This window comes from Saccharothrix syringae, from assembly GCF_009498035.1.
GTDB lineage: Bacteria > Actinomycetota > Actinomycetes > Mycobacteriales > Pseudonocardiaceae > Actinosynnema > Actinosynnema syringae.
The window spans coordinates 7,106,942-7,125,925 of sequence record NZ_CP034550.1; the positions used below are offsets into that span (position 1 = coordinate 7,106,942).

Consider the following 18,984-nt stretch of genomic DNA (forward strand, 5'->3'; position numbering starts at 1 on the left):
GCCGCACCGATGAGACGTTAAGGAGAAGGTCTTGTCCAGCGAGGTTTCCACCGAGTACCTGGTCATCGGCGCCGGTCCGGCGGGGTTGCAGGCGTCCTACCTGCTCTCCCGCGCCGGCCGGGACCACCTGGTGCTGGAGGCCGGTGACGTGCCCGGCGCGTTCTTCACCCGCTTCCCCCGGCACCGCAAGCTGATCTCCATCAACAAGCCCAACACCGGCTGGGACGACCCCGAGCTGAACCTGCGCACCGACTGGAACTCGCTGCTGTCCGACGACCCGGAGCTGCTGTTCACCCGCTACACCCCGCGCTACTTCCCCGACGCCGAGGACATGGTGCGCTACCTGGCCGACTTCGCCGCCAAGCACGACCTGCCGGTCAGGTACGGCACCAGGGTCGTGGAGATCACCCGACCGGGCGACTTCGTCGTGCGCGACCAGCACGGCACCGCCTACCGGGCGCGGCGGCTCGTGGTGGCCACCGGGGTGTCCAAGGCGTACGTGCCGCCGATCGAGGGCGTGGAGCTGGCCGAGCGCTACGACGAGGTGCCGGTGGACCCGGCGGGCTTCACCGGGCAGCGGGTGCTGATCATCGGGCGCGGCAACTCCGCGTTCGAGACCGCCGACAACCTCGTCGAGACCGCCGCGGTGATCCACGTGGTGGGGTCCGGCTCGCTGAAGCTGGCCTGGCAGACCCACTTCGTGGGCCACCTGCGGGCGGTGAACAACAACTTCCTGGACACCTACCAGCTCAAGTCGCAGAACGCGCTGCTCGACGGGCGGGTGCTGGGCATCCGCCGCGACGGCGACGCCCTGCTGGTGCGGGTGTCCTTCGAGCGGGTCGCCGAGGTGGTCAAGGAGATCCGCTACGACCGGGTGATCCTGGCGACCGGGTTCCGGTTCGACGCCTCGATCTTCGCGCCCGAGTGCCGGCCGCGGCTGACCATCAACGACCGGTTCCCCGACCAGACCGCGGCCTGGGAGTCGGTCGACGTGCCCGACCTGTTCTTCGCCGGCACCATCACCCAGGCCAGGGACTTCAAGAAGTCCACCAGCGGGTTCATCCACGGCTTCCGCTACGGGGTGCGGGCGCTGCACCGCATCCTGGAGCACCGCTACCACGGCGTGCCCTGGCCCAGCCGGGAGGTCTCCCCGGTGCCGGGCGCGGTGGTCGACGCCGTCATCGAACGGGTGAACCGCACCTCGGCGCTGTGGCAGATGTTCGGGTTCCTGGCCGACACCGTGCTCGTCGCGCCGGACGGCACCGCCCGCTACGCCGAGGAGGTGCCGGTGGCGCACCTGCACGAGGCGGTCGGGCGGGGCGACTTCGGCGAGGTCGACTCCTACCTGACGGTGACGCTGGAGTACGGCGAAGGACACGACCGGGTGAACCCGTTCGACGTGACCGAGGGCCGGGTGTCCCAGCAGGACACCAGCGGGCTGGACGGCCGCTACCTGCACCCGGTGGTGCGGCACTTCCGCGCCGGGGCGCTGCTGGGCGAGCACCACCTGACCGAGAACCTGGAGAACGAGTGGGACAGCGAGGACGTGCACCGGGCGCCGCTGCTGGCGTTCCTGCGCGCCCGGCTCGCGCCGACCGCCGTGGGCGCCCCGTGAGCAGCGGCCTGGCCGAGCTGCACGACCGGGCCCGCGCCGTGCTCGACCCCGTGCACTACGACTACTACGCGGGCGGGGTCGGCGAGGAGGTCGTGCTCGGCGAGAACGAGGCGGCGTTCCGGCGGCTGGCCCTGCTGCCCCGGGTGCTGCGCGGCAGCACCGCCCGCGACCTCGCCGTCGACCTGCCCGGCGCCCGGTTGGCGGTGCCGGTGCTGGTCGCGCCGACCGCCTTCCACCGGCTGGCCCACCCCGAGGGCGAGCGGGCCACGGCGCGGGCGGCCGCGGCGGCCGGCACGGTGCTGGTCTCGGGCATGGCCTCGACGGTGGCGGTCGACGAGGTGGTGGCGGCGGCGCGGGGCGTGGACCCGGACGCGGCGGTGTGGTTCCAGCTCTACCCGCAGCCCGACGAGGAGGTGACCGCCTGCCTGGTGCGGCGGGCCGAGCGGGCGGGCTGCGCGGCGCTGGTGGTGACCGCCGACTCGCCGGTGTTCGGCCGCCACCGCCGCGACGCCGAGCACGGCTTCCACGACCTGCCGCCGGGGCTGGCCGCGGAGAACATGCGGGACTTGCCGGGGGGACCGCCCGGCGGCACCCGCGACATCGAGATGTCGCCGTCGATCTCGTGGGAGCACCTGGACCGGCTGCGGGCGTCGACGGCGCTGCCGGTGTGGCTCAAGGGGGTGCTGCACCCGGCCGACGCGGTGCTGGCGGTCGGGCACGGGGTGGACGGGATCGTGGTGTCCAACCACGGTGGCCGGCAGTGCGACCTGGTGCCCGCCGCGGTGGAGGCGCTGCCGGCGGTGGTCGACGCGGTGGCCGGCCGGGTGCCGGTGCTGCTCGACGGCGGGGTGCGGGGCGGCGGGGACGTGGCCGTGGCGCTCGCCCTGGGCGCGGCCGCCGTCGGCGTCGGGCGGCCGGTGCTGTGGGGGCTGGCGGCGGCCGGGGAGGCCGGGGTGGCGCGGGTGCTGGAGCTGCTGCGCGACGAGTTCGACCACGTGCTGGCGCTGTGCGGGGGGCGGGGGGTGGGGGACCTGACCCGCGATCTGGTGGTGGTGCGGGGGACCGGGGTGGGCGGGATCGGGACGGCCGGGGCAGGCAGGGCAGGTGCCGGGGGCGGGTCGGCGGCCGACGGGGCCACGAGGCCCAGTGCGGCCGGGGCCGGCGCGGCCGGAGCTGGCGCCGCCGGAGCTGATGCGGCCGGAGCTGGCGCCGCCAGGGCTGGCACGACCGGACCTGACGCGGCCGGACCTGACGCCGCCGGACCTGACGCCACCAGGGCTGGCACGACCGGACCTGACGCCGCCGGACCTAGCGCCGCCGGACCTGACGCCGCCGGAGCTGGCGCGGCCGGAGCTGACGCCACCAGGGCTAACGCCGCCGGACCTGGCACGGCCGAGGCCGGCGGAGCCGGTGTGAGCCGAGCGGGGGTGGGCGTGCGGTGTGGTTGACCGGGGTGCTCGCCGCCGCGGCCGTGCTGACCGCGCCGCGCTGGTTGCCGGGTCGGGTGGTCGCCCTGCGCGGCAAGGTCTTCGAGAAGGTCAACGGCGACGACGCCACCACCTTCCCCAACGCGACCGTCGGCCCGGACCGCTTCCTGGAAATCTACGGCCACCCCGCCGCCAACGGCCGCAGCCGCGGCGCCGGGCTGTCCGACCTGTTCTGGTACTGGCTGTCACCCGGCCCCGAGGTGCACCAGGAGCACCTGGAGGCGGGTCCCCGCTACGACGACGTCGCCCGCACCACCCGCGCGCTGCTCGCGGGCCCCGCCGACGCGCTGGCCGACGCCGCCACCCGCTGCACCGCCCGCGTGCTCGACGAACTCCCACCCCGGCGGGTCACCGCCGTGCGGCTGCGCGACCTGATGCTGCCGGTGTGGGCGGAGTACTTCCACGAGCTCGTCTTCGGCGAACCCTGCACCCGCGCCGCCCGCGACCTGATCGTCGGGCACGCCCGCGACGTGGTGACCTCGCTCAAGTGCACCGGCCTGCGCCACCCCGCCCGCCGCGCCCGGCTGACCCGCTACCTGGCCCGCCGCGTCGCCCTGGGCCACGTGCGGCGGCCGCTGCCCCCCTCGCTGTCCCCCACCGAGCAGGTGCACTACCTCCAGGGCACCTTCTTCAACACCGCCGTGGTCCAGATGTCCGAGGCGATGGCCCACCTGCTGCTCGCCCTGGCGCAGCACCCCGGGGTGACCGCCCGGCTCGCCGACGACCGCTACTTCGCCCGCGTCCTGGACGAGACCTTCCGCCTGTACCCGCTGTTCGGCATCGCCCACCGCATCGCCACCGACGACATCGTGCTCGACGAGCGCACCACCCTGCCCGCCGGCTCGGTGCTGTGCTTCAGCTACCCCGACTACCACGCCACCGGCTACGACCGCCCGGAGGTGTTCGACCCCGACCGCTGGGAGCACGTCCAGGCCCGCACCGCCCACCACATCCCCTTCGGCGTCGCCGCCAACCGGCCGTGCCCGGCGTGGCGGCTGTCGCCACTGGCGCTGCGCGCGGCCACCCGGGAGGTGCTGCGCCGCTTCACCCTCCACTCCACCGCCGGCCACACCCGCTCGCTGCCCAACCGCGGCCCGTGCCTGCTGGTCCGGGCCGACCGGCCACCGCCGCGCGGGCTGGCCGCGCTGGGCGCCCTGCTGCGGGTGCGCGACCGGTGGGAGGACGTGTGGCGCAGCCTGCTCCAGCTCGTGCTCGGCACGGTCATGGTCCTGCACGCCCGCAGGCTCCGCCTGGCCGGGCGCTACTTCGAGGCCCAAGACGACCACGATGCCCAGGGCACCCAAGACACCCGCGACACCCAGGACACCCGCGACACCCAGGACACCCGCGACACCCAGGACACCCGCGACACCCAGGACACCCGCCACGCCCAGGACACCCGCGACACCCAGGGGTGCCCGGTGCGGCACCGACCACCTCACACCCGGGAGAGCACCGAGTGAACCAGATCGAATTCGCGCTGCGGGTCTTCGCCGCGCTGGCCGTCGTCCTCGTCGCCACCACCGTGTGCGGTCGCCTGGCCATGCTGGTCAGGCAACCCCGCGTGGTCGGCGAGATGGTCGCCGGCGTCCTGCTCGGCCCCAGCCTGCTCGGCGCCGTCGCCCCCGGCGCGCAGGCCCAGCTGTTCCCCACCGACGTCAAGGGCGTCCTGTACGTGCTCAGCACCATCGGCCTGACGTTCTACATGTTCCTGGTCGGCTCGTCCCTCGACCACGGCCTGGCCCGCGGCCGCAACATGCGCCGCGCCTCCACGCTCGCCGTCTCCGGCATCGTGCCGACCTTCCTGCTCGGCGCGGGCGCCGCCGCCCTGTTCTTCGGCTCGCTGGCGGTCGAGGGTGCCAGCCGCTGGGAGTTCATGCTCTTCGTCGGCGGCGCCCTGTCGATCACCGCGTTCCCCATGCTCGCCCGCATCCTCCAGGAACGCGGCATCGCCAACACCCCCATCGGCGGCCTCACCCTCGTCGCCGCCGCCATCGACGACGCGGTCGCGTGGGTGCTCCTGGCCATCATCATCGCCGTCGGCGCGGCGGGCAGCCCCGTCGACGCGCTGGACACCGTGGCGGGCGCGGCGCTGTTCGCCCTGGTCATGCTCACCGTCGGCCGCCACCTGTTCCGCAAGCTCGGCGAACGCGTGGAGCGCCAGGGCCGGATGAGCCGCGACACCATGGCGCTGGTCCTGCTCGTCGTCCTCGCGGCCGGCTGGTTCACCGACTACATCGGCGTCTTCTCCGTCTTCGGCGGCTTCATCACCGGCCTGGCCATGCCCCAGTCCCAGGTCGTGCGCCAGGAGCTGCAGACCCGGCTCACCGACCTCAACTCCATCCTGCTGCTCCCGGTGTTCTTCGCCTTCAGCGGCCTGAACACCGAGGTCTCCGGCTTCGGCGCGGGCGGCGCCCTGTGGGTGCCCCTGGTCGTGATCATGGCCGTCGCGTTCGCCGGCAAGTACCTCGGCTGCGCCGCCGTGGTCCGCGCCCAGGGCTTCCCCTGGCGCTACGCCTCCGCCGTCGGCGGCCTGATGAACGCCCGCGGCCTGATGATCCTGGTGTTCATCAACATCGGCCTCGCCCACGGCCTGGTGACCCCGGAGCTGTTCGCCATCCTGGTCGCCGTCGCGATCGTCACCACCGCCGCCGCCATGCCGATCTACCGCGCCTCCCTGCCCGACGACGCGGACCGCGCCGACACCGGCGCCGCACCCACCCCCGTCACCACGTCCAACGCACCGTGACACCCACCGCGGTAGGGCGCACCCGCGCCCTACCGCACCCGGTCGTCCACCTGCTCCGGCCGGTCCACCGTCGCCGCCCAGCTGGCCAGCAACCGCAACCCGTCGTGCGACGCGCCACCCGGCTCCGCGCTGTAGGCGGTCAGCGTCAACCCCGGGTCCGCCGGCAGCGGCATCGACTCGAACGCCAGCTCCAGCACGCCCACCTCCGGGTGGTGGAACCGCTTGGTGCCCGTGTGGTGCAGGTGCACGTTGTGCGTCGCCCACCGCGTCCGGAAGGCGTCGCTGCGCGTGGACAGCTCACCCACCAGGTCGGACAGGTTCCGGTCGTACGGGTCCCGCCCCGCCTCCGTGCGCAGCAGCGCCACCGTCGTGCTCGCCGCGTCGTCCCAGTCCGGGTAGAACTCCGCCGCGCGCGGGTCCAGGAACGCGAACCGCGCCAGGTTCACCGGCCGCCGCCGGTCCGCCTCGAACACCGGCGCGTACAGGGCGCGCGCCAGCCGGTTGGTCGCCAGCAGGTCCAGCCGCCCGTTGCGCACGATCGCCGGCGCGTCGCCCATCGCGTCCAGGATGCGCCGCACCCCCGGCCGCACCCGCTGCGCCGGCTTGCGCCGCCGCGTCGCCGCCGGACCACCCGACGCGCGCGCCAGGTCGAACAGGTGCGCGCGCTCGGCCTCGTCGAGCTGCAACGCCCGCGCCAACGCCTCCAGCACGCCCTCCGACACCCCGGCCAGGTTCCCGCGCTCCAACCGCGTGTAGTACTCCACGCTGACCCCGGCCAGCAGCGCCACCTCCTCCCGGCGCAGGCCCGGAACGCGCCGCGCACCACCGCCGTAGGCGGGCAGGCCGGCCCGCTCCGGGGTGATCCGGGCCCGCCGGGTGGCCAGGAATCGGCGGATGTCATCCCTGTTGTCCACGACCCTCTCCTCCACGCACCCCAGGCTACGACCGCCCCCGCACCGGTGAGAGTCCCTGCCAGTACCCGTTTCCCGCGAAGGGCGGCCGGGGCCGCGGGCCCTGATGGGGGGTGAGATCAGGACCCGCGGCCCCGGCACCGGGGAAAGTGGCTTCACAAGGGGCGAACCCGCCTCAGCGGTGCGCGTGCCCGCCCACCGGGGGCCGGGCCTGCCCACCCGGCTCGACGACGACGAACTGGCCCATCACGCCCGAGTCCTCGTGCCACAGCAGGTGGCAGTGGTACATGTACGGCGTCGACGGGTCCGCGTGCCCGGTGAACCGCACCGCCAACCGCACCGGCACGTTCGGCGGCGCGTACACCGTGTCCTTCCACCCCGCCGACTCCGCCGCCGGGGCCCGACCGCCCACCGACACCACCTGGAACTGCGTGCCGTGCACGTGGAAGTTGTGCGGCACGTCGCTGACGTTGACCACGTCCCACAGCTCGGTGGTGCCCACCGTCACCACGTGGTCCACCCGCGCCAGGTCCATGCGCTCGTCGTTGATCCGGTCCACCCGCATCCGGAACCCCCGCACCGCCACCGCGCCCGCCGGGTCCAGCACCGGCACGTCCACCAGCCGCGCCGGCAACGGCGCCGACGGCCGCAACGACGCCGCCGCCCCCAGGTGCAGCACGTCGAACTCGTCCGCCGCCCCGGTGTCCGCACCGGCCACGCCCAGCTCCTGCGGGTACGAGCGCAGCACCACCTGCTCACCGGCCGACAACCGCACCACCACCTCGGCCCGCTCACCGGGCGTCAGCGTCAGGCGGGCGCGCTTCACCGGCGCCGGCAGCAGACCGCCGTCACCGGCGACCACGTCGAACTCGCGACCGTCCGGGAAACCGAAGCGGTAGCTGCGCGCCGTCGACGCGTTGAGCAACCGCAACCGGGTCAGCTCCGCCGTCACCGCGAACCCCGGCGAAGCGGTGCCGTTGACCAGGATCGTGCTCCCCAGCATCCCGGCACCGCTGCGCGGGCCCTCGACGAACGCCCCACCGCCGCCGAAAGTCCTGTCCTGCACGATCACCGGCACGTCGTCCACGCCGTACTCGCGCGGCAGGTCCAGCGCCGCCTCCTCGTCGTCGTCGACGATCAGCATCCCCGCCAGGCCCCGGTGCACGTGCCGCTCGGTCGCCCCGTGCGGGTGCGGGTGGTACCACAGCGTCGCCGCGGGCTGGTCCACCCGCCACGACGGCGACCACTCGCCACCCGGCTCCACCGTCTGGTGCGGCGTGCCGTCCGCCGACGCGGGCAGCACCATCCCGTGCCAGTGCACCGTCGTCGGCTCGCTCAACCCGTTGCGCACCACGACCCGCACGTCCTCACCGCGCCGCACCCGCAGCGTCGGCCCCAGGAACGACCCGTTGAAGCCCCACGTCTCCGCCTCGCCACCCGGCACGAACGCCGTCCGCCCGGCCTGCGCGACCAGCGAGAACACCCGCCGCCCGCCGACCTGCGCCGACTCGGCCAGTGGCGGCACGCGCAGCGGGTTGCGCACCGGGGCACCGCCGGCCGGACCGGCCGACGACCCGGTGCCGCACCCGGCGGCGGCGAGCGCGCCCGCACCGAGGCTCGCCGCGCCCAACAGCAGGAACGCTCGCCGGTCAAGGCGACGCGGTGGTGGACTGGTCAACTCCGGGCCCTTCGCCGTCGTGGGAACCTTCCGCCCGAGCGGACGGTCCCGACCCGGTCCGGATCGGCGTCCACGTCAGTGCGACAAGACCACTTCAGCGGACCCCGCGGGCCCGTGGGAGGCACTGCGGAGACTAGTACTGGCGTTAACTCCCAGAACTGGCATATCTCCCTTATCGTCCACAGCGACGGAGTTCGCCCACCCCCGCCGGTCCTGCGCGCCGAACCGACACGAACGTGTGCTTTTGACCAGCACTGAAGCGATTGTGAAAGTTCCTCGGATCGAGGACCGCCTCAGTAGCCGACGGTGAAGTGATCGTCGTCACCCGGCTTCTCCAGCTCGTCGACCACGGCCACCGCCAGGTCCTCGGCCGAGATCAGGGACGTGCCGTCCGGGCGGACCAGGAGCGCGGTGGTGCCGCGCCGGTACTCCCCCGTGCGGCGCCCGGGTTCCAGCAGCGCGGGCGGGCTGAGGTAGACCCAGTCGGCCGGGTGCGCCCGGCACGCCTCCAGCTGCGCGGCGCTGGCGGCGGCGATCGCGCGGTACCGCGCGGGCACGTACCGGGGGCTGTCGAGCACGAGCAGGTCGGGGTGCCCCGGTACGCGCAGCGGTGCGGCGCCGCCGACGACGAGGACGCGCGTCCCGGCCGCCGCGGCCGCGTCGAGCAGCGCCGTCGTGGTCGGGACGGCGGTGTGCTCGTGCCCCGGCGCGGGGCGGGTCGCGGCCACCACCGCGTCGGCACCGGCGAAGATCGCGCCCATCCGGTCGACGTCGAGCGCGTCGCCCTCCACCGCGGTTCCCCCGGGCGGCGCCTTCCGGTGCACCGCGACCACGTCGTGGCCCCGGCCCGCGGCCTCGCCCACGACGCGCGAGCCGACCATGCCCGCGGCTCCCACGACGATGATCCTCATCGGGACGTCCTCTCCGGTGCGGTGGAACGGGTGGGTGCGGGCAGCTGCCCCGCGACGATCGCGGCGAGCGAGAGCCCGAACCCCACGAGCTGGACGGTGCCGAGCGCCTGGCCGAGCAGGACCGCGCCGAGCACGGCGGCGACCAGCGGCGAGAGCAGGCCGAGGACCGCCACCGAGGTGACCGGCAGCGAGGTCAGGCCGCGGAACCACAGCACGTAGGCGAACAGCCCGCCGACCAGGCCGAGCCAGAGGTAGCCCAGCGCGGCGGGCGCGTCGATCGCGGGCGGTGCGCCCTCGACCAGGAACGTGACGGGCACCAGGAACGCGCCGCCGGCGGCGAGCTGCCACCCGGCGAACGCCGTGGGGCCCACCCCGGCGGGCCTGCCCCAGCGCTTGGTGAGCGTCACCCCGAGCGCCATCGACGCCGCGCCCGCCAGGCCCGCCGCGATCCCGGCGCCGTCGAGCGCCGCGTCCGGCCCGATCACCACCAGGCCGACGCCGACGACGCCGACCCCGCCCCACAGGAAGCGCCAGGCGGAGAAGGAGTCGCGGAGGACCGCCACCGCCAGCACCGCGACGACCAGCGGCTGGGCCGCGCCCAGGGTCGCGGCCACGCCACCCGGGAGGCGTTCGGCCGCGACGAACAGCAGCGGGAGGAACAACCCGATGTTCAGCACGCCGAGCACGGCGGCCTTGCCCCACCACGCGCCGCGCGGCAGCGTCCGGGTCACCGCCAGGGCGATGAGACCGGCGGGCAGCGCCCGCAGCAGGCCGCCGAACAGCGGGTGCCCCGGCGGGAGGAGCTCGGTGGTGACGACGTAGGTCGTGCCCCACGTCAGCGGGGCGATCGCGGTCAGGGCGGTGCGGGGCAGGTTCCCGCGAGGAAGAACCGGACTTGTCACGGTGTCCATCCCACCCGCGAACGATCAATGAGTCCAATGCATGTTTGTCACCTCATCAATCTGAGTGGATCATCGTTCGGGTGGAACTCCAGCAGCTGCGCTACGTCGTCGCCGTGGCCGAGACGAACAGCTTCACCCGGGCCGCCGAGCGGTGCCTGGTCGTCCAGTCCGCCCTGAGCCACCAGATCGCCCGCCTGGAGCGGGAGCTGGGCGCGCGGCTGTTCGAGCGCACCAGCCGCCGGGTGCGGCTGACGCCGGCCGGCGCGGCGTTCCTGCCCGCCGCCCGCCAGTGCCTGGACGCCGCCGAGCGCGCGGCCGCCGAGGTCGCCGCCGCGGTCGGCGAGGTGCGCGGGCGGCTGGCCCTGGGCACCATCCCCACCGTCACCGCGGTCGACCTCCCGCGGGCGCTGCGCGAGTTCCGCGGCCGGTACCCGCACGTGCGCATCAGCCTGCGCGTGGGCGGCAGCGACGACCTGGTGGCGCAGGTCAAGGAGGGGACCCTGGACGTGGCCTTCCTCGGGCTGCCCACCACCGCGCGGCTCGACGGCGTCGCCTCCTGCGAACTGCTCCGCGACCGGCTCCTCGCCGTGGTCGCGCCGGACCACCCGCTGGCGGGCGAACCGTCGGTCACCCTCCGCCGGCTGGCCGGCGAGGTGTTCGTCGACCTCCCGGCCGGCACCGCCGGCCGCGCCCAGTCCGACCTGGCCTTCGCCGCCGCCGGGCTCGTCCGCGACGTCGCCTTCGAGGTCACCACCGCGGACTTCATCGGCAGGCTCGTCGAGCAGGGCCTGGGCGTCGCCATGCTCCCCGCCGCCTACGCGCCCCAGCTCACCGGCGTGGTCACCGTCGAGGTCGCCGACGCGGCGGCCCGCGTCGAGCACGTCACCTGGAGCGCGTCGGGCCCCACCCCGGCCGCGACCGCGTTCCTCGACGTCCTGGGCATCACCCGGTAGCGCCGACGGGTTCGGGCGGCCGGCGCGGACTCGGGGTGGTGGGTGGCACCACGCCCGAGGCGCCCGCGTAGCCGTAAGCGTGCTCGGCCACGAACAGCGGCACGAGCGCGGCGCCCGAGCCCTGGTGGACCTCCACGCAGGCGTGCCCGACGGACAGCAGGGTGATCGTTTTCTTCCGGGACACCCCGCCGTGCCCGCGACCCGGTGGGCTGTCGCGCTTCCGGGCGCACCACCGGTCAGGCCACCGACTCGTCGGCCACCGACTCGGCCAGGAACCGCAGCACCGCGCGCGCCACCGCGTCGCTCTGCCGGAAGTTGGGCGCGTTCGTGTTGGGCCGCGCGAAAGCCGCGTGGGCCTTGTTCGTCGTGTACGGCCCCACGGCGAACCGCCGCGCGTGCGGCGCCCCGGTGGCGTCCACGATCCGGCTGTCCACCGGGTCGACCAGCACCATGCCGTCCACCTCGGTCACGTCACCGGACGCCGCCAGCGACCGGAGCAGCGGGTCCGCGGTGCGGGACAGCGCGTGCACCGGCAGGCGGGCCTCGATCAGGCCGGTCGCGCGGACCACGTGCGAGGGCACGCCGGGGCTGCCGGCCAGGAACGCACCGCCCTCGGCGCGCACCCACGCGTCGGCGCCCAGGAACCGCACCACGCCGGCGCGGGCCAGGGCCACCAGCTCCTCCAGCCGGTCCGGGGGCGGCCCGCTGGCGAGGGAGTTGAAGAAGTCGGGCCACCAGCCGGTGTCGCCGGTCAGGCGACCGGACGCGGACAGGGCCGCGAACTGGCCGTAGACGCCCAGCAGCGCCAGGAACGCGCCCAGGTCGGCGCTGTACCCCTGGTCGGACCGGCGGGCCACGTCCGCGGTGACGTGGTCCAGCAGGAACTCCTGGAAGTCGTCGGACGAGGCGAACGTCAGGCCGCGCAGCGGGCGGTCCAGCCGCTCGAAGTCGATGCGGTCCTCGTCCGCCGGCACGGCTTCGCGTTCCAGGTCGCGCATCTCCGCGCTGTACCAGTCGAGTTCGGCGAACCGCGCGGAGAACTCCTCCCACGGCAGCCGCACGCGCGACGGGTGCCCGGTGAACAGCTCGCGGTAGTGGCCGTACGCGACGTCCTTCGCCATCAGCGGCCAGGCGTCCCCGCGGAAGTCCACCGGGCCCGGGCGGGCCAGCAGGTCGGCGGCGACGAAGAACCGCGGCGGCTCGGGTGGCGCGCCGCGCAGGCGGTAGCCGGTCTTGGAGTGGTGCGGCGTCCCCCGGCGGGACCCGACGTGCAGGCGTGGTTCGCGGCCGGACGGCAGGTAGCGCAGGGTGCCGTCCACCCGGGTGAACCGCCCGCCGCGGCCCTCGCCCAGCAGCACCGCCAGGTCGATGAACGCCAACCCCATGCCGCGCACCACGACGTCCTCGCCGGCCGGCACGGCGGACAGGTCGGTGTCGGCCGTGTAGTCCGGCGGCAGGTAGGTCAGGCCGTGCGCGGCCGCGTACCGGGCCAGCTCCTCGTGCTCGGGCTCGGCCGCGGTGTCCAGGTGCCCCAGCACGAGCACCACCACGTCGGCCACCAGCGGTTCCGCGCGGCGGGCCAGCCAGACCCGCTGGCGGCCGCGGGCGGACCCGGTGATCCGCACGACCTTGGTCGGGTGGGTGAACACCGAGCTGCCCTCGGGCAGCCACGACACCGCCTGCTCGTGGAACCACCTCAGGTAGGCGCTCTGCACCCGCCTGCTCGGGAACGACGTGGGCACCATCCGCGCCAGCTCGGCCCGCACCGACGGCTCCAGGTCCACGCCCGCCGGGTCGCGCGCCCACTCGGCCAGCGACGGCCCGGGGCGGATCGGGCCCTCGCACGCCACCGACGGGTCGGTGAACATGGTGACGTCCTCGGCCATCGAGTTCATCCGCAGCAGCGGCGACTGGTCGTGGCGCCACACCCGCCCGGCACCGGCGGGGAACGGGTCGACCAGGTCCACCCGCACCGGTCCGCCGAACAGCTCCGGGGCGTTCGCGCCGAGGCGCTCCAGGATGCTCGACGCCCGCGGCCCGGCGCCCACCAGGACGATGCGCGGGTCGTGACGGTGGTGGGCGCTCATGTCAACCGCTCCGGGGCGTGAGGGATCGTTCGGACGTGCCGCGTCCCTCAACGCCGCGCGGGCATCGTAGGCGGGCGCGGGCCCGGCGCGTCAAGGGAGTCCGGTATTTGGACGCCCGTCGAACCCGCGTTGACGATCGCCGGCGCCGCTGCTGCACTGGAGCCGTGGAACCGGTGCGGTTGGTCATCCGCGGCCACATCGACTTCGGTCGGGTGTGGTCCTCCTCCTGTTCGGGCTGAACGAGCCCCGGCCGGCCGCCCCCGCGCGTCTCCCTCAACGCCGTCGGCGTCCCGGTTCCCCCGCACCCACCACCCGGAAGGTACGACCGTGCCCGTTGAGTTCCTGGGGATCGGCGGCACCCACGACGGCTCCGAGACGCACCCGCGCAGCGGGCCGTCGTTCGACAAGGACTACACGCTGCGGCTGGCCCGCGCGCACGAGGAGCACGGCTGGGACCGGGTGCTGTTCGCCTACGGCTCCGGCACGCCCGACCCCGCGCAGGTCGCCGCCTACGTCGCCACCAGGCTGGACAGGCTCCAGATCCTGCTGGCGCACCGGCCCAACGTCTCCTACCCCACCTTCGCCGCCAAGACCTTCGCCACGCTCGACCGGATCAGCGACGGCAGGCTGACCGTGCACTTCATCACCGGCGGCACGGACCACGAGCAGCAGCGCGAAGGCGACTACCTGGGCAAGGACGACCGGTACTCGCGCACCCGCGAGTACATCGGGATCGTCAAGCGGGCGTGGACGTCCCGGGAACCGTTCGACCACGAGGGCGAGCACTACCGGTTCGCCGACTTCGTCAGCGACGTGTTCCCCGTGCAGCAGCCCCGGCCGCGGGTGTCGTTCGGCGGCTCCTCCCCCGCCGCCTACCGGGCGGGCGGCGCGGAGGCGGACATCTACTGCCTGTGGGGCGAACCGCTGGCCGACACGGCCGCGCAGATCGAGGCCGTGCGGCGGGCCGCGCGGGAGGCGGGCCGGTCGGACACCCCGCGCATCCAGGTGGCGTTCCGCCCGATCCTCGGCGCGACCGAGGAACTGGCCTGGGAGAAGGCCCACCGCACGGTGGCCGCCATCACCGCCCGCCGGTCGGGCGGGAAGGACGGGACCCCGCGGCACCAACCGGAGAACACCGGTTCCCAGCGGCTGCTGGAGATCGCCGACCGCGGCGAGCGCTTCGACCGCGCCCTGTGGACGCCCACCGCCGCCGCCACCGGTGGCGCGGGCAACTCCAACGCCCTCGTCGGCACGCCCGAGACCGTCGCGCAGGCCCTGCTGGACTACTACGACCTGGGCGTGGACATCATCTCCGCCCGCGGCTACGACATGCTCGACGACACCATCGACTTCGGCCGCCATGTGATCCCGATCGTGCGCGAGGAGGTCGCCAAGCGCGACCGGGAGCGCGCCGCGCGCGTCCCGGCGTCCCGGCGCCCGGTCGGGGTCGACCGGTGACCGCGGGCACCACCCCGGTGGTCCGCCGGGTCGCCTGGGAGGACCCGGCCACCGCGCCGTTGAAGGAGGAGCTGACCCGGGAGTACGTCTCGCGCTACGGCGAGCAGGCCCGCGGTGAGCTGACCTCGTACGGCCCGGCCGCCTACACCCCGCCGGACGGCACGCTCGTGCTGCTGTTCGAGGGCGACGAGCCGGTGGCGGGCGGCGCGTTCGTGCGCCGCGACGAGCGCACCGCGGAGCTGAAGCGGATCTGGACGGACTCCCGGCACCGGCGGCGCGGGCTGGCCCGCCTGGTGGTCGCCGAGCTGGAGCGCGACGCCGTCGCCTTCGGCTACCGCCGCATCTACCTGACCACCGGCCCGCGCCAGCCCGAGGCCGCCGGCCTCTACCTGGCCACCGGCTACACGCCGCTGTTCGACGTGACCGCCGACCCGCTCACCATCGGCCTCCTGCCGTTCGAGAAGCACCTGGGGTGAAGTCCATGCGCACGCGGTGCCGGTTGATGCTGGCCAGTGTTCTCGCACTGGTCGTCTACGGGTGATCCCCGCCCGGTGGGCGGACCGGGGTACTTCGCCGACCCCGGTCCGCCCCACAGGTGTTCGGGCCGCGGGCGACCCGGACTTCGTCGGCCGCCACCCGCCCGGACCGGGTCGGTGAGCAGGCGGACGTCGCGCGCCAGGTCGAACGCGGGCGGCCCGGAACAGCTCGACGCCGTCCCGCAGGCCCCGGCTGGGCCGTCGTCGCCGAACGAGACGCGGGTGTCGAAGGCGCCGCTTCGGGCGGAACGACGCGGTCACGACGCGGTCACGGCCGGGATCGACTCGACGAGCGCCCGCGTGTAGTCCTCGCGCGGGTGGTCGAAGACGTCCCCGACCGGCCCGCCCTCCACGACCCGACCCCGGTGCATGACCGAGACGGTGTGCGCGACCTGCCGCACCAGCGCCAGGTCGTGCGAGACGAACACGTAGGTCAGCCCCAGCTCGGCCTGCAGCGACAGCAGCACCTCGACGATGCCGGCCTGCACGCTGACGTCGAGCGCCGAGGTCGGCTCGTCCAGCACGACCACGTCCGGGCGCAGCACCAGGGCCCGGGCCAGGGCGACCCGCTGCCGCTGGCCGCCGGACAGGGCGGCGGGACGGCGGGCGAGCAGGTGCGCGCCCAGCCCGACGGAGCCCAGGGCCTCGCGCACGCGCTCCTCCCGCTCCCGGCGGGTGCCGACCCGGTAGCGGTCCAGCGCCTCCCCGACCAGGCGCTGCACCGTCCACGTCGGGTCCAGCGAGGTGAAGGGGTTCTGGTAGACCAGTTGCAGGTGCCTGCGGACCGAGCGCAGCGAGGCGTGCGAGCGGCCCGTCACCCGCTCGCCCGCCACCTCGATGTCGCCGCGGTCGGGCTCCTCCAGGCCGAGCAGCAGGCGGATGGTGGTCGTCTTGCCCGAACCGGACTCCCCCACCAGCGCGTGCGTGGTGCCCGCCGGCACCGAGAACGACACGTCGTCCACCGCGGTCAGCGACCGGCCCTCGACGGTGAACGCCTTGGTGACGCCCCGGACCTCGATCCTGGGCGGCTCGCCGGCCGGCCGTCGCCCGGTGTCGCGCAGGTGCCGGTAGCGGTCGGGGTTGAGCGCGGGCACGTCGGCGTGCAGCCGGCGGGTGTACGCCGAGGCGGGCGAGGTGAACACCGCGGCCGTGGGCCCGGCCTCCCGCACGACGCCGTCCTTGAGCACCACCAGGGAGTCCGCGCGCTCCGCGGCGATCGCCAGGTCGTGGGTGATGAGCAGCAGGCCGATGTCGAGGTCGTGGCGGAGCCGGGTCAGCAGGTCGAGGATGCGCTTCTGGATGGTGGCGTCGAGGGCCGAGGTCGGCTCGTCGGCCACGATCAGCGCCGGCCGCGGCAGCACGGTCAGGCCGATCAGGACGCGCTGGAGCATCCCGCCGGAGAGCTGGTGCGGGTAGGAGTCGTAGACGCGGCGCGGGTCGTCCAACCCCACCTGGGCGAACGTCTCCAGCACCAGCTCGCGGCGCTCGGCCCGACCACCCTCACCCAGCAGGGCGGCGGCCTCCTGCGCCTGGGCGCCGACCGTGCGCACCGGGTTGAGCGAGTTGCCCGGGTCCTGCGGCACGAACCCGATGCGCCGGCCCCGCAGCGCGCGGAACCGCCGCTCGGGCAGCGCCAGCACGTCCTGCCCGTCGAACTCCACCAGCCCGCGGACCCGGCCGACGCCCCGCGGCAGCAGGCGCAGCACCGAGCGGGCGATGGTCGACTTGCCCGAGCCGGACTCGCCGATGAGCGCCAGGGCCTCGCCGCGCCGCAGGGCGAAGCCCACGTCGTTCACGACCTGGTGGTCGCCGTACGCGACGGACAGGCCCGCCACCCGCAGCAGCGCGCCGGTGGCCGGGGGCGCCTCGACGCGGTCGGGGGTCAGTCGGTCTTGCGGAGCCATCGGCTGATCCTGTTCACGGAGAGGACGGTCGCGATCGTGACGAGGGCGGGCGCGTAGACCAGCCAGGGCGCCAGCGGGTAGTCCTTGCCCACCGAGATGAGCAGGCCCCAGTCCGACGCCGGCGGCGGGTCGCCGTAGCCCAGGAACGCCAGCCCGGCGATCACCAGGATCGACAGCCCGAACTGGAGCACGGCCAGGGTCAGCACCGAGCGGGAGGCGTTGGGCAGCACGTGCCGCAGCAGGACGTGCCACCGCGACCCGCCCTGGAGGTAGGCGGCCTCGACGAAGGGCGCGCGGCGGGTCTTGAGCACCTCCGACCTCATCACCCGGGCGAACACGCCGACCGCCGAGACGCCCGTGGCCACGGCGGCGTTGACCGTCTGGAAGCCCAGCGAGCTGACCACCACGACGGCGAGCAGGAACGGCGGGATCGCCAGGAGCACGTCGACCAGCCGGGCCAGCACGGCGTCCGCCCAGCCGCCGGCGAAACCCGAGACGAGCCCGATCAGGCCGCCGACCACGACGCCGATGCCCACCGCGATCAGCGCGCCGGTCACCGAGGAGGCGGTGCCGTGCACGACCCGGGCGAACAGGTCGCGGCCCAGGTGGTCGGTGCCGAACCAGTGGGCGGTGCCCGGCGCGAGGAACTTGTCGGCCGGCACGCCGTTGGCCGGGTCGTGGCCGGTGAACAGGCCGGGCGCCACCGACCAGGCCAGCACGAGCACCAGCACGGCGAACGAGCCGACCACCGAGGGGCGGACCCGGCCGGCGGACCGGCGGGCCCGCGGCCGGGTGGCGGAGACCGCGGACACGCTCACGGCGCGGCCACCCCCGCCCGCGGCTTGGCGCCACCGAGCCGCACCCGCGGGTCGAGCAGCGGGTAGACCAGGTCGGCGGCCAGGTTCACCACCACGAACACCACGGCCGCGAGCGTCACGACCGCCTGGAGCACCGGCAGGTCCTGCGTGGTCACCGAGCGCTGGACGAGGCTGCCGACGCCGGTGCGCCCGAAGATCTGCTCGGTGATCAGGGCGCCGCCCAGCAGCTCGCCGACGGTCAGCGCGACGACCGTCACCACCGGCAGCGACGCCGGTTTGAGCAGGTGCCGCAGGAACAGCCGGGTCCGGCCCAGGCCGCGTGACGTGGCGACCGCCGCGTACTCCTGGCCGGCCTCGTGGTCGAGGTTGGCGATCAGCACCTCGGCCACCTGCGCCGACACCGGGATGCCCAGGGCGATCGCGGCGAAGAACGTAGCCAGGCCGCCCTCGGCGTCGATCACCCGGAACAGGCCCAGCCGGAAGGCGAAGACGTTGATCAGCACCAGGCCGATCACGAAGTTCGGCACCGACAGGAACAGCGACGGGAACGACCTCAGGAAGCCCAACCGCCGGGGCTGGTGCCGCACCGCGAACCCGACCGCGAACGCCAGCACCAGGGCCACCGCCAGCGCCGACAGCGCCAGCACGACCGTCGAGCCCAGCACGTCGCCGATCAGCCGCGTCACCGGCAGGCCCGAGCGGAGCGAGACGCCGAAGTCGCCCACCGCGAACCGGGACAGCGACGCCCACAGCTGCTCGGGCACCGGGCGGTCGAGCCCGTAGTAGGCGACGATCCGGGTGATCTCCTCCTCGGTGAACCCGTTCTGCGGGTTGCGCAGCGTGTTGGTCACCGGGTCGCCGGGCAGCACGCTGATCACCACGAAGGTGAACACGTACGCCAGCAGCACGACGACGACCGCCTGGAGGACGCGCCGCAGCGCGTACTTCGCGTAGTCCCGGTTCACGGCGCCGCCC

General features: G+C 74.6%; 16 protein-coding genes. 7 read left to right on the top strand and 9 right to left on the bottom strand.

The features are described from left to right. Nucleotides 1–31: 31 nt before the first annotated feature. From EKG83_RS30135 to EKG83_RS30150, 4 genes are read left to right on the top strand one after another with little or no spacing between them, the layout of a single operon-like run. Nucleotides 32–1,615 carry an NAD(P)-binding domain-containing protein gene (locus EKG83_RS30135; protein ID WP_084716294.1) on the top strand — a complete coding sequence of 528 codons (1,584 nt, stop codon included), beginning with the start codon at nt 32–34 and terminating at the stop codon, nt 1,613–1,615. Then, a complete protein-coding gene (locus EKG83_RS30140) occupies nt 1,612–3,063 on the top strand; it encodes an alpha-hydroxy acid oxidase (protein ID WP_084716295.1) in 1,452 nt (483 codons plus the stop codon). The genes EKG83_RS30135 and EKG83_RS30140 overlap by 4 nt, the downstream gene beginning before the upstream one ends. Then, nucleotides 3,054–4,565, top strand: a complete 1,512-nt coding sequence (locus EKG83_RS30145) for a cytochrome P450 (RefSeq protein WP_063741313.1) — start codon at nt 3,054–3,056, stop codon at nt 4,563–4,565. The genes EKG83_RS30140 and EKG83_RS30145 overlap by 10 nt, the downstream gene beginning before the upstream one ends. Then, a complete protein-coding gene (locus EKG83_RS30150) occupies nt 4,562–5,851 on the top strand; it encodes a cation:proton antiporter domain-containing protein (protein ID WP_051765439.1) in 1,290 nt (429 codons plus the stop codon). Before EKG83_RS30145 ends, EKG83_RS30150 begins: the two co-directional genes overlap by 4 nt. A gap of 29 nt (nt 5,852–5,880) precedes the next feature. Here the strand turns inward: EKG83_RS30150 and EKG83_RS30155 are convergent, their stop codons facing one another. From EKG83_RS30155 to EKG83_RS30170, 4 genes are all read right to left on the bottom strand, one after another. After that, the gene (locus tag EKG83_RS30155; protein WP_033430242.1) at nt 5,881–6,765 is read right to left on the bottom strand and encodes a helix-turn-helix transcriptional regulator; all 885 of its coding nucleotides are present in this window, start codon (nt 6,763–6,765) and stop codon (nt 5,881–5,883) included. A gap of 172 nt (nt 6,766–6,937) precedes the next feature. Then, on the bottom strand, nt 6,938–8,392 hold the full coding sequence (locus tag EKG83_RS30160; protein ID WP_228122279.1) for a multicopper oxidase family protein: 1,455 nt from the start codon (nt 8,390–8,392) through the stop codon (nt 6,938–6,940). Between the two features lie 341 nt (nt 8,393–8,733). Continuing rightward, entirely contained in the window at nt 8,734–9,351 is a 618-nt protein-coding gene (locus EKG83_RS30165) for an NAD(P)-dependent oxidoreductase (RefSeq protein ID WP_033430243.1), read from the bottom strand. Further along, complete coding sequence (locus tag EKG83_RS30170; protein ID WP_033430244.1) at nt 9,348–10,262, bottom strand: EamA family transporter; 915 nt, start codon at nt 10,260–10,262, stop codon at nt 9,348–9,350. Before EKG83_RS30170 ends, EKG83_RS30165 begins: the two co-directional genes overlap by 4 nt. 71 nt (nt 10,263–10,333) lie before the next feature. On the opposite strand from EKG83_RS30170, the gene EKG83_RS30175 reads away from it, so the two are divergent. Then, nucleotides 10,334–11,206, top strand: coding sequence for a LysR family transcriptional regulator (locus EKG83_RS30175; RefSeq protein WP_033430245.1), 873 nt, complete (start codon nt 10,334–10,336; stop codon nt 11,204–11,206). Here EKG83_RS30175 and EKG83_RS30180 read toward each other — a convergent pair. Continuing rightward, nucleotides 11,196–11,390, bottom strand: coding sequence for a hypothetical protein (locus EKG83_RS30180; RefSeq protein ID WP_033430246.1), 195 nt, complete (start codon nt 11,388–11,390; stop codon nt 11,196–11,198). The genes EKG83_RS30175 and EKG83_RS30180 overlap by 11 nt on opposite strands. Before the next feature lie 52 nt (nt 11,391–11,442). Beyond that, nucleotides 11,443–13,293, bottom strand: a complete 1,851-nt coding sequence (locus EKG83_RS30185) for an FAD/NAD(P)-binding protein (RefSeq protein WP_033430247.1) — start codon at nt 13,291–13,293, stop codon at nt 11,443–11,445. Nucleotides 13,294–13,620: 327 nt separating this feature from the next. Between EKG83_RS30185 and EKG83_RS30190 the strand changes: the two genes are divergently transcribed. Next, on the top strand, nt 13,621–14,751 hold the full coding sequence (locus EKG83_RS30190; RefSeq protein WP_033430248.1) for an LLM class flavin-dependent oxidoreductase: 1,131 nt from the start codon (nt 13,621–13,623) through the stop codon (nt 14,749–14,751). Next, nucleotides 14,748–15,227 (top strand): GNAT family N-acetyltransferase, encoded by a 480-nt coding sequence (locus tag EKG83_RS30195; RefSeq protein WP_051765444.1) that lies wholly within the window; start codon nt 14,748–14,750, stop codon nt 15,225–15,227. The genes EKG83_RS30190 and EKG83_RS30195 overlap by 4 nt, the downstream gene beginning before the upstream one ends. A 317-nt stretch (nt 15,228–15,544) precedes the next feature. On the opposite strand, the gene EKG83_RS30200 is transcribed toward EKG83_RS30195, so the two are convergent. From EKG83_RS30200 to EKG83_RS30210, 3 genes are read right to left on the bottom strand one after another with little or no spacing between them, the layout of a single operon-like run. After that, nucleotides 15,545–17,191 carry a dipeptide ABC transporter ATP-binding protein gene (locus tag EKG83_RS30200; protein ID WP_033430249.1) on the bottom strand — a complete coding sequence of 549 codons (1,647 nt, stop codon included), beginning with the start codon at nt 17,189–17,191 and terminating at the stop codon, nt 15,545–15,547. Further along, nucleotides 17,170–18,009, bottom strand: coding sequence for an ABC transporter permease (locus EKG83_RS30205; RefSeq protein WP_033430250.1), 840 nt, complete (start codon nt 18,007–18,009; stop codon nt 17,170–17,172). The genes EKG83_RS30200 and EKG83_RS30205 overlap by 22 nt, the downstream gene beginning before the upstream one ends. Then, on the bottom strand, nt 18,006–18,974 hold the full coding sequence (locus EKG83_RS30210; RefSeq protein ID WP_033430251.1) for an ABC transporter permease: 969 nt from the start codon (nt 18,972–18,974) through the stop codon (nt 18,006–18,008). The genes EKG83_RS30205 and EKG83_RS30210 overlap by 4 nt, the downstream gene beginning before the upstream one ends. Nucleotides 18,975–18,984: the final 10 nt, after the last annotated feature.

Bases quoted from the DNA above. Each gene is read 5' to 3' on its own strand.
- EKG83_RS30165 (WP_033430243.1), bottom strand. From the start codon at position 9,351: ATGAGGATCATCGTCGTGGGAGCCGCGGGCATGGTCGGCTCGCGCGTC.
- EKG83_RS30170 (WP_033430244.1), bottom strand. From the start codon at position 10,262: ATGGACACCGTGACAAGTCCGGTTCTTCCTCGCGGGAACCTGCCCCGC.
- EKG83_RS30185 (WP_033430247.1), bottom strand. From the start codon at position 13,293: ATGAGCGCCCACCACCGTCACGACCCGCGCATCGTCCTGGTGGGCGCC.
- EKG83_RS30200 (WP_033430249.1), bottom strand. From the start codon at position 17,191: ATGGCTCCGCAAGACCGACTGACCCCCGACCGCGTCGAGGCGCCCCCG.